Source organism: Methylobacterium sp. OAE515, from assembly GCF_041806315.1.
GTDB lineage: Bacteria > Pseudomonadota > Alphaproteobacteria > Rhizobiales > Beijerinckiaceae > Methylobacterium > Methylobacterium tardum.
Window position 1 is genome coordinate 3,802,581 of record NZ_JBGMUV010000001.1, and the last position, 13,503, is coordinate 3,816,083.

Annotated in this window: 19 protein-coding genes, 1 tRNA gene and 2 pseudogenes; 12 read left to right on the plus strand and 10 right to left on the minus strand. The window is 65.1% G+C overall.

All coding sequences use genetic code 11. The features are described 5' to 3' along the window. Nucleotides 1-200: 200 nt before the first annotated feature. From ABIE45_RS18555 to ABIE45_RS18570, 4 genes are all read right to left on the minus strand, one after another. On the minus strand, nt 201-629 hold the full coding sequence (locus tag ABIE45_RS18555; protein ID WP_373622454.1) for a response regulator: 429 nt from the start codon (nt 627-629) through the stop codon (nt 201-203). A 442-nt stretch (nt 630-1,071) separates the two neighbouring features. Next, nucleotides 1,072-1,281: a hypothetical protein gene (locus ABIE45_RS18560; protein WP_192709367.1), complete on the minus strand. Its 210-nt coding sequence runs from the start codon at nt 1,279-1,281 to the stop codon at nt 1,072-1,074. A gap of 590 nt (nt 1,282-1,871) precedes the next feature. Beyond that, the gene (locus tag ABIE45_RS18565; protein ID WP_192709368.1) at nt 1,872-2,063 is read right to left on the minus strand and encodes a hypothetical protein; all 192 of its coding nucleotides are present in this window, start codon (nt 2,061-2,063) and stop codon (nt 1,872-1,874) included. A 93-nt stretch (nt 2,064-2,156) separates the two neighbouring features. After that, the gene (locus ABIE45_RS18570) at nt 2,157-2,327 is read right to left on the minus strand and encodes a hypothetical protein (RefSeq protein WP_192709369.1); all 171 of its coding nucleotides are present in this window, start codon (nt 2,325-2,327) and stop codon (nt 2,157-2,159) included. A 254-nt stretch (nt 2,328-2,581) separates the two neighbouring features. Between ABIE45_RS18570 and ABIE45_RS18575 the strand changes: the two genes are divergently transcribed. From ABIE45_RS18575 to ABIE45_RS18585, 3 genes are all read left to right on the plus strand, one after another. After that, nucleotides 2,582-2,833, plus strand: coding sequence for a hypothetical protein (locus tag ABIE45_RS18575; protein ID WP_373622455.1), 252 nt, complete (start codon nt 2,582-2,584; stop codon nt 2,831-2,833). A gap of 115 nt (nt 2,834-2,948) precedes the next feature. Continuing rightward, the gene (locus ABIE45_RS18580) at nt 2,949-3,116 is read left to right on the plus strand and encodes a hypothetical protein (RefSeq protein WP_373622456.1); all 168 of its coding nucleotides are present in this window, start codon (nt 2,949-2,951) and stop codon (nt 3,114-3,116) included. Nucleotides 3,117-3,158: 42 nt separating this feature from the next. Then, nucleotides 3,159-3,485 carry a hypothetical protein gene (locus tag ABIE45_RS18585; protein ID WP_373622457.1) on the plus strand — a complete coding sequence of 109 codons (327 nt, stop codon included), beginning with the start codon at nt 3,159-3,161 and terminating at the stop codon, nt 3,483-3,485. A 253-nt stretch (nt 3,486-3,738) separates the two neighbouring features. Here ABIE45_RS18585 and ABIE45_RS18590 read toward each other — a convergent pair whose 3' ends face one another. After that, nucleotides 3,739-4,209, minus strand: a complete 471-nt coding sequence (locus ABIE45_RS18590) for an Rrf2 family transcriptional regulator (RefSeq protein ID WP_192709370.1) — start codon at nt 4,207-4,209, stop codon at nt 3,739-3,741. 95 nt (nt 4,210-4,304) lie between these two features. Here ABIE45_RS18590 and hmpA point away from each other — a divergent pair, with 95 nt between their 5' ends. The 5 genes from hmpA to ABIE45_RS18615 all read left to right on the plus strand — a co-directional run bounded on the left by hmpA (nt 4,305) and on the right by ABIE45_RS18615 (nt 8,227). Next, complete coding sequence (gene hmpA, locus ABIE45_RS18595) at nt 4,305-5,546, plus strand: NO-inducible flavohemoprotein (RefSeq protein ID WP_192709371.1); 1,242 nt, start codon at nt 4,305-4,307, stop codon at nt 5,544-5,546. Nucleotides 5,547-5,601: 55 nt separating this feature from the next. Beyond that, nucleotides 5,602-6,045, plus strand: coding sequence for a PAS domain S-box protein (locus ABIE45_RS18600; protein WP_192709372.1), 444 nt, complete (start codon nt 5,602-5,604; stop codon nt 6,043-6,045). Between the two features lie 14 nt (nt 6,046-6,059). After that, nucleotides 6,060-6,821, plus strand: a complete 762-nt coding sequence (locus ABIE45_RS18605) for a 5-formyltetrahydrofolate cyclo-ligase (RefSeq protein WP_373622458.1) — start codon at nt 6,060-6,062, stop codon at nt 6,819-6,821. A 21-nt stretch (nt 6,822-6,842) separates the two neighbouring features. After that, a complete protein-coding gene (locus tag ABIE45_RS18610) occupies nt 6,843-7,559 on the plus strand; it encodes a GntR family transcriptional regulator (protein ID WP_373622459.1) in 717 nt (238 codons plus the stop codon). Between the two features lie 254 nt (nt 7,560-7,813). Further along, on the plus strand, nt 7,814-8,227 hold the full coding sequence (locus tag ABIE45_RS18615; protein ID WP_192709373.1) for a thioesterase family protein: 414 nt from the start codon (nt 7,814-7,816) through the stop codon (nt 8,225-8,227). Between the two features lie 233 nt (nt 8,228-8,460). Here the strand turns inward: ABIE45_RS18615 and ABIE45_RS18620 are convergent, their stop codons facing one another. From ABIE45_RS18620 to ABIE45_RS18630, 3 genes are all read right to left on the minus strand, one after another. After that, the gene (locus ABIE45_RS18620; protein ID WP_192709374.1) at nt 8,461-8,649 is read right to left on the minus strand and encodes a hypothetical protein; all 189 of its coding nucleotides are present in this window, start codon (nt 8,647-8,649) and stop codon (nt 8,461-8,463) included. A gap of 9 nt (nt 8,650-8,658) precedes the next feature. Further along, nucleotides 8,659-9,039: a hypothetical protein gene (locus ABIE45_RS18625; protein WP_373622460.1), complete on the minus strand. Its 381-nt coding sequence runs from the start codon at nt 9,037-9,039 to the stop codon at nt 8,659-8,661. A gap of 284 nt (nt 9,040-9,323) precedes the next feature. After that, entirely contained in the window at nt 9,324-9,584 is a 261-nt protein-coding gene (locus ABIE45_RS18630) for a hypothetical protein (RefSeq protein WP_192709376.1), read from the minus strand. 238 nt (nt 9,585-9,822) lie between these two features. Here ABIE45_RS18630 and ABIE45_RS18635 point away from each other — a divergent pair, with 238 nt between their 5' ends. Together ABIE45_RS18635 and ABIE45_RS18640 are read left to right on the plus strand one after the other, a co-directional pair. Beyond that, complete coding sequence (locus ABIE45_RS18635) at nt 9,823-10,059, plus strand: hypothetical protein (protein ID WP_192709377.1); 237 nt, start codon at nt 9,823-9,825, stop codon at nt 10,057-10,059. A gap of 58 nt (nt 10,060-10,117) precedes the next feature. After that, nucleotides 10,118-11,360, plus strand: a pseudogene (locus ABIE45_RS18640) (IS3 family transposase). Here the strand turns inward: ABIE45_RS18640 and ABIE45_RS18645 are convergent. Together ABIE45_RS18645 and ABIE45_RS18650 are read right to left on the minus strand one after the other, a co-directional pair. Then, nucleotides 11,332-11,457 (minus strand): tyrosine-type recombinase/integrase, encoded by a 126-nt coding sequence (locus tag ABIE45_RS18645; protein WP_192709378.1) that lies wholly within the window; start codon nt 11,455-11,457, stop codon nt 11,332-11,334. The pseudogene ABIE45_RS18640 and the gene ABIE45_RS18645 overlap by 29 nt on opposite strands. A 677-nt stretch (nt 11,458-12,134) precedes the next feature. Continuing rightward, nucleotides 12,135-12,211, minus strand: a tRNA-Arg gene (locus ABIE45_RS18650). A 69-nt stretch (nt 12,212-12,280) separates the two neighbouring features. Between ABIE45_RS18650 and ABIE45_RS18655 the strand changes: the two are divergent. Both ABIE45_RS18655 and ABIE45_RS18660 read left to right on the plus strand, forming a co-directional pair. Then, nucleotides 12,281-12,868 (plus strand): annotated as a pseudogene (locus tag ABIE45_RS18655) (acyltransferase family protein); the annotation flags it as partial. Between the two features lie 145 nt (nt 12,869-13,013). Next, entirely contained in the window at nt 13,014-13,481 is a 468-nt protein-coding gene (locus ABIE45_RS18660) for a hypothetical protein (RefSeq protein WP_373622909.1), read from the plus strand. The last annotated feature ends 22 nt before the right edge of the window (nt 13,482-13,503 follow it).

Sequence of the window (13,503 nt, forward strand, 5' to 3'; positions counted from 1 at the left end):
TTCGGGATGCGCACCGCTGAGCGTGAACGTCTGCGTTGGGTCGGAAGCGGGAGGGCCGCTCCGGGTAACCTTCAGACAGTCCGCTTAGGAGCTGAGAGGCATCGAAGCGGATATCGCCGTCCCGCCCACTCGCGGCCCGTTGCGGACATCGCCACAGCCAAGCTGATCAGGTTCAGATCCGGTCGTCATGACAGCAGGGGCTACGTTTTATCCGGCTCTGTCGTGGGTGCCGCAACAGCTCCCATCCCGTTGCCCATCTCGGTTCCCGTGTGGGGCGGTAAACCGCTCGGGAGCACAGGAGCGCCTGAAGGCTCGTCCTGAACTTGTGCGAGGCCACCTTCCACCTCATGGATGAGGTCTGCGAAGTCGTAGGGCTTGCTGAGCAGGCGTGTGCCCGGTGGCAACGCCTCCTGAAGATCTGATCCGGCTCCCGAGGTGACAATGATGCCGACAGCGGGCCAACGGTGATGAACGAGGTGGGCAAGGGCAACACCATCCCCTACGATGCCGCGCCCCGTAATCAGAATGCTCACCGGGATCGATCCTTCGAGCACCGCCAGCGCCTCGGCGGCTGTGCGGACCTCTATGGTCTGAAAGCCAACATCCTCCAGCATGTCAGCCGTGACCATACGGACAAGCTCGTCAGCCTCCGCGATAAGGATGGCTAGAGGCCTGCTGTCAGACACAGACGTGCTCCGCGTGATCATGGCGGGAGCGCTCGCTGCTCTCAGGCACTGACGGCCGGGTCCGAAGCCAGTGATCAACCCTTATGCACCAATTATCCGCCGGGCGCGATTACCCTGGGTTGTGGCGGCTGGTCACCCAAGGACGCACCCTGGTGCGGCAGCTTTCCACCCCGAACTGAGGTCGCCGGGCTGCCGACGACTGGCGGCTTTCGGGAAGCGTCATGGCAGATCTGTACGGCCAGAGTGGGTCGAAAGCAGCCCCTGGCTACGGGTTCCACGGATCGGATTGCGACCACAAAGTGCCCGCTGCTCGCGACGGCCCTGCTTCCTCTCAAGGGTTACTCAGCCCCGCCGGCACCGCCGCACGGGGCTTTTTCGTGCGTGATTACTCCTCAGCCTCAGCGAGATCGGCGTCGGTGATCACGCCACCGGTCCCACCCACCTCTTCGTTCTTGCGGTTCTGAATGGCCTGAAGCGTTTCCGACGGCATACTGGCCGCTTTCCGAGCCGCATGTTCGGTCGCGTAGAACCCTGGCAGCCAGCCATCACAGTCAGCCACTACAAAGCCGCCATCGCGCGGGTGGACCTTGATCATCTGCCGTCCTCCGGTCCCGCCGGCACCGCCGCGCGGACCTATCTCGTGCCGTTGTCATGCTCGCTTGAAACTTGTCCGACTGCGCAACCGTAGCGCGCGGCATGAGCGATGAATTTCACGGACGCGAAGCCCTTCTCATGAACCTGCGGAATTACGCTCACGCTGCCCGCCTACGCCTGGCTTTGCATCCGAGCGACGCCGAGCGCCTAGCCGACTTGCCGCCAGGAGCACTTGCCGCGATCGAGGAGGGGTCAAGCGTTGACCTGCCGGCGGCGGATCTGAGGCGACTAGCGGAGACCTTAGGGCTGACCGATCAAGGCACGCCGGTCGTACGGCGACCGCCCGACTCTCGAACCTGAGCGGCACATCCAATCGGTGCTGCCGCGCGGGGCTTTTTCGTCTCTGCGCCGTGGCGGCTCGGCTCAGGCAAGGGAGCGTTAACCCCGTCGCATCACAGGTCTGGCCGCGTTCGGTTGAACGGGCTGAGCGCCGGCAGAGCAGCACCGTCGCGGTACACCGGTGCGGTCTCGCCGCCGCAGTCGCATAGAGCCCGCCCGGGTCCCATCTGGGCGGGCTTACTTGTTTCGGCCCTACGCCTTCATCTCGGCGAGCATCTTGGCGCCCTCGGTCAGAAAGAAGGCCTTGATCTTTGGATTCCTGACCCGCAGGGCGCAATGCCTCGCGATCTCGGTCATGGACCGGTTCTTTGGTTTTTTGAGGAGATCGACCAGATACGTCTCGGCTCCGGCCTCTGTATCAATGTTGAACGGTTGAGGGTCCATGGCGCGCCTCCGCTCTGGCCTGCCTGATCAGATGTCAGGGGCTTTTCATTCCCCGAGGCGCAACCAGCCACGGCCTGCAAGCTTGTTGTGGCTCTAGCGGATCACCTCGAGGTCGATCAGGGGTCCGCCGACATCGAAGATGCCAACTTCGTCCACCACGCCTAGCTCGACATCGTCGCGCCGCCGCCCGGGCGACACAAGGGCGGATAGCATCCCAAGACCCACCGCCCCAGCAATCGAAGCGACCACAATCGCGAGAGACATGACTGGCACCAGGAAGCAGTATTATCTTCGCAAGGTAGACCAGTAATCTTAAATCATCGTTTCGCGATGTGTGGCTTCGCGGGCGGTCCTTGTCGGCCATCCTGTCCCCGAGCCAAGGTGCGTATCGGGTCGGCTGACAAGACTACGCAGGGCACCGCGCCGCTCACGATGTTTTGCACTTCTGCATCGTCGTGCTGGTGGCGAAGCTGAGCCGTTACCGCTATTGGCTAACCGTCTGTTAAAAGGCGGCTCAATTGCCTCGATACTATTTTGACATCCATGATGGCGAGCTACTCGTAGATGATGAAGGTACCCAGTGTGCCGATCTCGAAGCCGCTCGCGAGAAGGTCATAGTCAGCTTTCAAGATGTCGGGGGATGGATCACCCCGGCTGATGGCGACGATCAAAGGGTGTCGGTGACAGTCCGGGATGAGGCTGGTCGCAGGGTTTACACCGGGACGCTGACCTTCACCGGATCTAGGTTGGGCGAGCCGGCCTCGTCGTAGCTGCTCGGCTCACACGCTGGTGAGATCGGACGCTCTCCCACCCCGTGAGCAGATCGGAGCGGGAGCTGCGCGGACGATTGGCGGGTCGGCAACCATTCGGCCCTACCCCGCCGGCATGTCCGACCTCCCGCCCGCCGTCGCCTCCGAGCGCGACCAGATCGAGCGTCTGTTCGAGCACGCCTCGCCGTGCCGGTATCTCCCGCCGGCGAAGTGGGCCGCGATGCGGCAGAACGCGCTGGCCTTCCTCGACGAGCATGGCGCTGAGGCGCACCGGCTCGGCTGAACCGCCCCGCAGTTGTTCGGCGTGCATCCGGAGCACGGCTTCTTGCGCGTCGAATATGCCGGCGCCCTGATGGTGAACGAACGGCCGGTGATCGCTGTCGAGCCCGACCGGATCGTCTTCGACCGCTTCTCCGGCTGCCGGACGAAGCCGGGTCAGACCTGGGGCATTCCGGTCTGGGAGTTCGCGGCGCGGGGCGTGGGCCGGCGAGCTACGGGCTTCGAGCGCGCATCGGCGGCACACATCGTTCCTCGACCTCACGCTGCTGGTGCCGATCCCAGCGGCGTGTGCGCCAGCGGGATTGATGCCCAGGTAGGCACCACCGGTTCCGGGATGGACCTGATGCTTGGTTTGCTCCAGCGATTTGCGTGAGCGCTGGATCGCCTGCTGGGCGTTCTGGATGATCCTGTCGTTTCCGGTCATTCAAGGCGTTCTTCTTCGACGCCGAAAGCCGACACCGACGCCATCCCGCCGGTGCCGCCCAGCTCACAAAGCAGTATCGCTATCCGTGGGAGCTGCAATCGAAGCGCGACCGAGCCATAGGCGCGATCGCGACCGGAACGGGCGCGGCCTCACCTCCGAAGGTTGCGATGTGGTTTCGGCATCGCAGATCGGCCGAGGCTGGCTAGGCCGACGCAACGGGTGCGAATTCGTCGCCGTCCTGATGGAGTCCTAACAGCTTGGCGATGTCGCGGCCTTCAGGGTCTTCGATCAGGTCCGCGAGCGTGTAGCGGTCGAGCACTGCGAGGAACGCCGACAGAGCCTCTCCCAGAATGCGTCGCAACCGGCATGGTGCCGTGATCGCGCAAGCGCCACCCGAGAAGCACTCGACCAAGGCGAGATCGTCCTCCGTCTGGCGCACGACCGCGCCGACCACGATCTCGCCCGGCGCCCTGGCGAGCCGCAGCCCGCCGCCCCGGCCCCGGATGGTGCGGATCAACCCCAGACGTCCAAGCTGATGCACCACCTTCGTCAGGTGGCTCTCCGAGATGCCGTACGCGCGCGCGATCTCGGCGATCGAACTCTGCCGCGGCTCGTGCAGGCCGACGTAGATCAGCGTGCGCAGGGCGTAGTCCGTATAGCGGGTCAGGCGCATGGCGGCTCCGTACTGCCCATAAGGTACATTTCAGTTGAATCTTTTCAACCGATAGCCCATAAGGTTCATCGTCAGTGCACCTTTGGGAGTTGTTGATGCCCAACCCGCTCAGCCCTGCCACCATAGCCATCATCAAGGCCACCGTGCCGGCCCTCGAGGCGCACGGCCTGACGATCACGAAGCGCATGTACGAGCGCCTCTTCCAGGACGCAGCGATCCGCGACCTCTTCAACCAGTCCCACCACGGCGAGACCGGCTCGCAACCGAAGGCCCTGGCCCAGGCGGTGCTGGCCTATGCCCGCAACATCGACAATCTCGGCGTCCTCGCCGGAGCGGTCGAGCGCATCGCGCAGAAGCATGTCGCGCTGAACATCCTGCCGGAGCACTATCCCTACGTGGCCGACGCGCTGCTCGGCGCCATCGGCGACGTGCTCGGCGAGGCCGCCACGCCGGAGATCTGCGCGGCCTGGGGTGAGGCGTACTGGTTCCTGGCGGAGCTGCTGATCGGCCGCGAGGCCACGATCTACCGCGATCTGTCGGCCAAGCCGGGGGGCTGGAACGGCTGGCGCGACTTCGTGGTCGAGAGCGTCGCGCAGGAGAGCGAGATGATCAGCTCCTTCGTCCTAGCCCCGGTTGACGGGGGCCCGGTGCTGCGGCACCGGCCCGGGCAGTACCTGGGCTTCCTGTTCAACCTGCCGGGCCACGGGGTGTTGAAGCGGAACTACTCGATCTCCTGCGCGCCGAACGACCGGACCTACCGCATCACCGTCAAGCGTGAGGCCCGGGCAGACGAACCCGCCGGGATCGTCTCGAACTGGCTGCACGATCATGCCAGATACGGGACGGTTCTTCGCGCGGCACCGCCTGCCGGTGACTTCTTCCTCGACCAGGTGTCGAACGCCCCCGTCGTGCTCGTCAGCGGAGGCGTCGGGCTGACGCCGATGATGAGCATGCTGGAGACGATCACAGCGGCGACACCTGAGCGGCCGACCTGGTACGTTCACGGGGCACTCAACGGTCGTGTGCACGCGATGCGTGATCACGCGAAGGCGCTGACCGCCGGCACCGAGAACGTCCGTTTGCACACCTTCTACGCGGAGCCGGAAGCGCAGGATCGGCAGGGCGAGCACTACGATGCGGCCGGCTTGATCAGCGCAGACTGGCTCGTGGCGCAGACGCCCCGCGAGGAGGCGACCTACTATCTCTGCGGTCCCAAGCCGTTCCTCAGCGCGCTTGTGAATGGGCTTCAGCGCCAGGGCATTCCGGCCGAGCGCATCCGGTTCGAGTTCTTCGGTCCGGCGGATGAGCTGATCGAAGAGCCGCGGCAAGCCGCCTGAGCACGATGGCGCCGCTCCTTCAGGTGAGCGGCGCCACAACCGGAGGAGCGCCTGCGTGGACTACGCGCGTAAAGTGGCCGACGCGATCCTGTCTACCGCGGCAGATGCGGTGATTGCCTCGGACAGCGAGGGGATCATCCGCGTCTGGAACCCGGGAGCAGAGCGCGTCTTCGGCTACACGGCCGACGAGGCAGTCGGCCGATCGCTCGACATCATCACGTCCGAGCGGCTGCGCAAGCGCCACTGGGAGGGGTACCGCAAGTCCATGGCGACGGGGGAGAGCCGCTATGGTGAGGGTGCTCTCCTATCTGTCCCGGGCATCCGCAAGGATGGGCGGCAGATCTCGCTCGAGTTCACCATCGTGCCGCTTAGAGATGAGCAGGGGGCGATGACCGGCATGGTCGCGGTGATGCGGGATGTCACGATCCGCTTCACCGAACTGAAGGTTTTGAGACAGCGTTTGGCCAAGCTCACCGAGCGGCACGCGGGCACACCATAGCGAGGGAGCGCATCATGGCTGGGCGTTCAACCAAACCGCCTGAGATGCCGTCGGGTTCTGCGGCTCCCGAACGCCCTGAGTTCGGCGAGTACAGCTCTCCACCCTGTTTCATGCATGAGCTCGATCCCGACTTCGTCAGCCCGAAGATCGAGACGCGACCTTCTGAACCATGCGCCCCTGAAGTCTCAGTATCCGACTGGCCGAGCGTGCGGCGGTGGCGAAAGGAGACCCGCACCGCCCTCATCGAGCGGCGGGTCAGCATCTCTGCCCAGGATCGCGCTGCTTGGAGCGCGCGCATCGGGCAAGCTCTCCGAGCCGCTCTACCCTCGGCATCAGGCCTCTTGATCGGCCTCTACTGGCCCTTCAGGGGCGAGTTCGATGCCAGACCCCTCCTGACAGGGATGCGTGAAGAGGGAGCACGACTGGCGCTTCCGATCGTCGTGGAGAAGGGGCGCCCCCTCCAGTTTCGAACTTGGTCGCCAGGTGACCGCATGACTCGCGGCGTCTGGAACATTCCCATTCCCGCCGAGGGCGAGGCCGTCGATCCTGACGTTCTGATCGCACCGCTCGTCGGCTTCGATCCGGCCAGATACCGCCTCGGCTATGGTGGGGGCTTCTATGACCGAACCATCGCGTCCAGACCGACGAAGCCGCTGCTCATCGGCGTCGGCTTTGCCCTTGCGCGGCTCGCGACAATCCACCCGCAGGCGCACGACGTTCCTATGGACATCATCGTGACAGAAGACGGTGTCTGGCCAGACACGGATCAACCTTGATCTCGCTTTGGAGTTGGGCTGGTGTCCACATTGGATAGCTTCTTAGCCGATGCGGTCCCGGCCTGTTCCGAATCGGGCCTGCGCGCTCTTGCCTATAAAGCTATACTGGGTGTGATCGCCGAATTGCGCATCTATGATCATCCCGGCGAGCTGCAGCTCGATGAGTGCAAACTTTCCGGGGATCTTAGGGTCAGCCGCACGCCCATCCGAGAGGCACTGACGATCCTGGAACACCAGGGATTCGTACGTCGGCGGCCGCGACACGGTGTGTTCATTGTCAAGAAAACCAGGCGTGAGATCATCGAGATGGTCTATGCCTGTGCTGCACTGGAGAGCATGGCGGTTCGGTTGGCATGTGCCAAAGCGACGGAGGCGCAGCTCGGCGCGCTTCGTGCGAGCTTCCGCGCCCTCTATGAGGCAGATCCGACAGGCCAATATCACCGCTACTTCGAGGCTCGTTGGCAGTTCTGCCGCCATGCCGCCACCCTCGCGCAATGCGCGGAGATCCTGTCTATGCTCAACCACCTCCTGCTGCATTTGCGGAGCGTTCACGAGACGATATTCCGCCAGAGCATCGACCTCGCATATCTGAGGGCCGCGTACAGGGCCATTATCGAAGCGCTGGAGCTGCGTGACGCCGAGCTTGCGAGCCGGCTCGTTCTCGAAAGAGGCCTCAGGTTTGCTCGTGACATCGAGAGCTGCGGCGATTGTTTCGGATCTCCGAAAGCCGTGGCCTGACGCTTTTGCCGCAAGCTGCGTCACGAAGCCCATGCTCACTGACGTTTTGCCGGTCTCGTGGAGGCGGATCAGGATCGTCTGCCCGTCACAAGGTTCAGATCGGAACGAGCCGCTTCATTTCTGTCTGACCTTGCGTCGGGTCTGCTCTGAAGCGGACGAGCTGCTTCCGGCCAGATCCGGCCGGCAGGTCTGCGCAACCCTCAAGGTGCTTAGCGGTTCGGACCGGTAGAGTGGTGCGGATCAGGAGAGAGCAGATGCAGGATATTCCATTGGGCGCAAAGGGCAGCTTCGCCATGCTGGTCCGTCCCCCGCATCTGGCGAACCAGTTCAAGGACACCATCCTGCCGCCCGTCTTTGCGACACCGATGATGATCCTGATGATGGAAAACGCAGCTCTGAACGCCATCCGGCAATTCCTCGATCCCGGCGAGAGCGCCGTCGGTACGAAGGTCGACGTAAGCCATATGGCGGCGACCCCAGTCGGGCACCGGGTAAGAGCGGAGGCCGAGGTGGTAGGTGTGATGGGGCGTCAGATCCGCTTCCGCGTTGCAGCCTGGGATGAGGCAGAGCAGATCGGAGCTGGGACGCACGAGCGGATGGTGGTCGACTTGGAGCGGCTCGGAAAACGTCTCGTCGACAAGCGGCCCGCATCAGCATCAAGTGTGTAGGCGCCCGTCTGCTTTTGCAGGTGCGCTTCTCCGAAGCGGGCTGGCGGCGTTCGGCCACCTTCGCTCATTCGGGGTCGGTTAGATCACCGGCAAGCGGACCTTCCGTAGGTCTGAGAAGGGTCGAAAGCGGACGCTTGCTCCGCGCCGTCAGGCGTCATTTTCCTGGCCTTGGCCGGCTGAAGCCGGAGCGGCGACGGCGGAGCGCGATCGCGGAGCCTGCGGCGTCCCGCTCCTCACCGCAAAGCCGTCCCCTCCAGGCGCACGAGCGCCCGGGCGGCGTGCATTGCCTGCTCTCGGCCGGGCAGGCCGGCACGCTCGGCAATCTCGGTGGCGGTGGACGGCTCGGGCGTGAGTGCCGCCAGGACGCGCGGGCGGACGTCTAGGCGCGGGCGGGCGCCGCGGGGCGATGGGGCCTTCGGCATGGCACCGGGCTACCGTGACTCGCCGTTCCCGACCAGCCCGCGTCTGAGGGCGAGGCGCCACAGGCCGGCATCCAAGAACGTCAGGTCTCTGACCTGCCAGCGGTCGAGTTCGTTGCCGATCGGCGCCACCGCGACGCCGGCGGCCCCCAACATGGCTACAGCCTCAAGGACCAGGTCGGCGTCGTCGCTCATGGCTAAGCCAACGCAATCAGCATCCAGGCGCGCTTTCGCCGCGATGTCATACTCCGGCGCCGACGGATCCCCGGCGACGAAGCGATTCACGATCTGCCGGGCGTCCTGGCCGGTCATGCCGATGCCCTGGATGAAGCCGCTCAGGCGCTCCACCACGCGGTTGGCGACGAGTTCGTGTTTCGCGGTTTCGTCGCTCATCCCTGGACCGGACAACCCAAGATCACGGTGGTCTTCACCATCATCAGATCGGGCGGTGGGGTCATCAACTTGGCGGGCAATCGACCAGGGGTAACGATCGGTTAACCATAAAGGTCGAGGTAGCTGTCAGCGATCGGCTGGGGGCTGAGCGTCGGAAGAGCAGCACCGAGACCCGGATGTACGGTCTCGCGGTGCGGCCTCGCCGGCGCAGTCGCAACAAGCCCGCACCTGGAACACCAGGGCGGGCTTTTCTCATTGGATCGGGCGGCGGGGCAGATGCAGGGCTATGTCACAGCCTGCGGATGTAAGGATGGCTGGCCGGTGTACGTGTCGGGCTTGAGCGCGCAGCCATTGTGCGCCTTGCGGTGATAGAGGCTGCGGCGAACGCTCGGTTCGCTGTACGTCCCGTTGAGCGCCACACGCCCATGACAGGCCGGACAGCGTTTGACGGCCATGATGTGCTGGGACGCGGCTTCGTCCAGACTGACGGCAATCCAGGCGCACCCGATCTTCACTTCACAGGTCTGCGGATCAGGGTTCGGCATAGCCCTGACCTGCCATGCCGGAGCGTGGGTCGCCAGCGCCTCGGCGCCACACTGCTGTTCGCCTCCCTGTATCCTGGGCAACCCCGCTTTTGGCTGTATGGCCGGGGCGCTTAAAGCAATTGGTCTCCGAGCCAGGAGTCAGGCATCAGACGGGCTGAACATATTCCCGTTACGCAGCCTTGTGGTCGTCGTTCCCTCGCGGAGGCACGCCTACATCGCCGTCGTGGCAAAACGCCCGATGACCCTCGACCTGTTCACCACCCTCCACATCGTTGATGATGATGTGTCGGCTGTCGTGGACGCCTATCTGGCCGATCCCTCGCCCCGGTCTGTGACGTTCGGCGAGGGCTATCGGATCAATCCTGCGGCAGCAATGGCCTCGCACCCATTTACCCGCACGCTGATTGGCCAACCATGGGCGGACGCGGGACTTCGACGTGCTGTCGTGCGAGCTGCTATCCTGCGATTGACCTGACCGGCTGGCTTTGGACCGGGCTGATTGAGCGGATCAGCCAGGACCAGAGGCGTCGGACATGCGGCGAGGTCAGAAGACGAGCGCGGAGCAGGTCGTGCTGAAGCTGCGCCGGATCGAGGTGCCGACGGCCCAGGGCAACCGCTTAGCACTGGCGTGCAAGGAGGCGGAGATCCCCGAGCAGAGCGACTCACGCTGGCGCAAGGAGTACGGCGGCCGGCAGGTCAATCAGGCGCGGAGGATGGAAGACCTGGAGCGCGAGGACGCTCGATTGCGGCGGCTTGAGGCCGATCTGTCTCTGGTGGGTCAGGCGCTGGCGGACGTCGCGTCGGGAACCTTGTAGCCCCCGAACGACACCGGCAGGCGGTTGCTGGCATCCGGGAGAAGTAAGACCTCTCGGAACGTCACGCCTGCCGGATCGTCGGCCAGCATCGGGGCACGCAACGCACCGTGCCCACCGTGCCGGCCGATGAGGATGCGCTGCCTCGCGCCGTTATCGCCCTGGCGTCCGAGTACGGGCGCTATGGCTACCGCCGCGTCACCGCGCTGCTGCAGGCCGCGGGCTGGCAGGTGGGCAAGGATCGGGTTCATCCTTCGAGAACCTCAGGATGAGGGCATCTGGCGTCGCGAGGGGCTCAAGGTCTCGCAAAAACACAGACCACGCAGCCGGCTGTGGTTGAACGACGGCTCGTGCGTGCGGCTGCGCCCGCTCCGCCGCAACCACGTCTGGAGCTTCGACTTTGTGCAGAGGCAGACGCACGACGGCCGGAGCCTGCGCATCCTGACACTGATCGACGAACACAGCCGGGCCTGCCTCGCGCTGAAGGTGGCGCGACGCATCGGCGTGATCGAGGCGCTGGCCGACGCCCTGTGCCTGCACGGCATCCCGAACCACATCCGCTGCGACAACGGCCCTGAACCGAAGGACCGTGCAGCGAGATGATCTCGAAGGCGCTGCGCAAGTGGATCGCCAATGGGTCGCCAAGACGGGGCCGCAGATCCAGTACATTGCACCCGGCTCGCCGTGGGAGAGCGGGTCTTGCGAGAGCTTCAATGGCAAGCTGCGCGACGAGTGCCTCCGCCGAGAGACCTTCTACGCACTGAAGGAAGCTCAGATCGTGATCGGGCTGCGGAAGAACACCGACAACCGCGTCCGGCCGCACTCGCCCTGGGCTACCGGCCCCCGCGCCTGTCAGCGTCCCAGATCTGGCCCTCCGGCTACCCGTGGCCGCTACCATGCAGTGGCCTCCCACTCGGCTCGGCCCGAAATACCGGTCAGGCCAATCGGCCATGACCATTTTTGAGGGCTACCAATCTGGCTAAACGCGCCTTTAAATCGATGTTGGACCATTTCAGGGCCAACAATTCCCCGCGCCGCATTCCTGTTTCAAGGGCCAACATGATGAGAGGCCGAAAATACCACACCCGCGTTTCATCAGTGCGGCCGTCAGCGACGCTTCGGCTCCCTCCGGCAGCCGTTGGCCTCTGACCTTGGATGGGGAGGGGGGCGATCTGACGGACAGGATTTCCGGCGAATGGCGCACCTCATTCCTTGCGGCCGACTTCGATACTTTGCCTGAGGACGGTGAGTTCCTGGCGGGCTGTCTCCCCGCTCACGCTCTTGAAGGCGATCATCCCGATATGCTGCGACCATCTGAGCCGCCAGCCGATAGACCGCGACTTTTGCGAGTGGGGACCGGAGGAAGGTCAGAACGAGAGATGCCTCAAACCTTCGCCTATACTTCCGGCTTGTCACTTCGGCCTCATACCGTGTCAGCAAGGCGCCGACGGTTAGCCTGTTCGCGGTCGCCCCGTGGCCCGAGAATTCGCTTCGTTCGATCTGACGCTCAGTTTCTCGCGCCCAACCGTCCGCATCAGTATTTGAACAAAACGATTTTGTGATGAGATGAAAGCCGTCGCGCCGGACCTGAACTTGCCACGCTTGTCCGCGCTTTCGAACGGTCGCCATACCTCGTGTCCCACTGTGCTTGTGACGCCAGTGTGACAGACGGACCGGAAACGGGCTTTGATGACGAACCAGCGAGGCCGAATCTATAGGAAAATCAGAGCCTTAAGATTGGCGCACCCGACACGATTCGAACGTGTGACCTTTGCCTTCGGAGGGCAACGCTCTATCCAGCTGAGCTACGGGTGCAGGCCGTGGCCATTCCCTAGCCCAACGGCGCCGCCAGCGCAACGGCGGCAATGCGATCGTGCTTCGCCGATGGGTCGGCGCAGATCCCGCCTCGGTGTTGCCCCCGGGCCCTTGCCTTCGCGCCCTGTTTCCAGGCCCCTGGACGCCGTCAGACAGATCGCGGAGCGGGTCCAGGTGGTGGAGGCGGCAGGTGGCCAGGTGCGGAGGGCGAACAATTTCGGGTCGCTGCGCCTCCTGTTCGCGGTCCTGGTGATCCTCGCCCACGCCCCCGAACTCGTGGACGGCGACCGCTCGCGCGAGCTGCTCACGCAGATCTTCGGCACCCTGTCGCTCGGCGAAGTGGCGGTCGACGGCTTCTTCCTGGTGAGCGGCTACCTGATCACCGCGAGCTATCGCGCCAAGCGCTCTTTCGGCGACTTCGTGCTGCGGCGGGTGCGGCGGATCTATCCGGCCTTCGTGGTGGCCTCGCTCCTCTGCATCGCCATCGTCGCCCCGTTGAGCGGCGGCGATCTCGCGGCGGCCTCGCCCCTGCAGACCCTGCTCCGGCTGTCGCTGCTGCTGATGCCGGTCGTGCCGGGCGCCTTCGCGGAGCTGCCCTATCCGCTGCTCAACGGCGCGATGTGGACGATTCCCTGCGAGTTCGGCTGCTACCTGCTGCTCGGGCTCGTCGGCACGGCCCGTGCCCTGCAGCGGCGCGGGCGCTACCTCGCCCTGATGGGCGGGCCTCGGCACGCTGCTGGCCCTGCGCTGGCTCTACCTGCCCATCGGGCATCCGGGCGACGCGCTCGGCTCCCTGTCGGAGATGATCCGCCTCACCTTCGTGTTCGCCTGCGGCGGCGCCTTCCGGCTGTTCGCCGACCGGATCGCCTATACCGGGCGCGGCGCGGCCGTGGCCGCCCTGCTGCTCCTGCCGCTGATGTTCAGCCGGCCGCTGGCCGAGCCGGCCTTCGCGATCCTCGGCGGCTACCTGATCTTCTGGTTCGCCTTCGCGGTGCGCCCCAACGCCCTCAGCCGCGCCACCGCGCAGGTCGATCCCTCCTACGGGCTCTATCTCTACGCCTGGCCGCTGCAGAACCTGCTGATCGCCCGCATCCCCGGGATCTCCCCCTGGACGGTGGCGGGCCTGGCGCTGGCGGCCGCCATCCCCCTCGGGATCCTGAGCTGGTACCTGGTCGAGCGGCCGATGCTGCGGGATCGGCCGGGCTCGGGCGGCGCGATCCGGCTGGGCGCCGGCGAGGCCGTGCCGGCGGCGCCCGCCCTCGGCCGCTGAAGCCCCGGTAACCCCCGGGCCG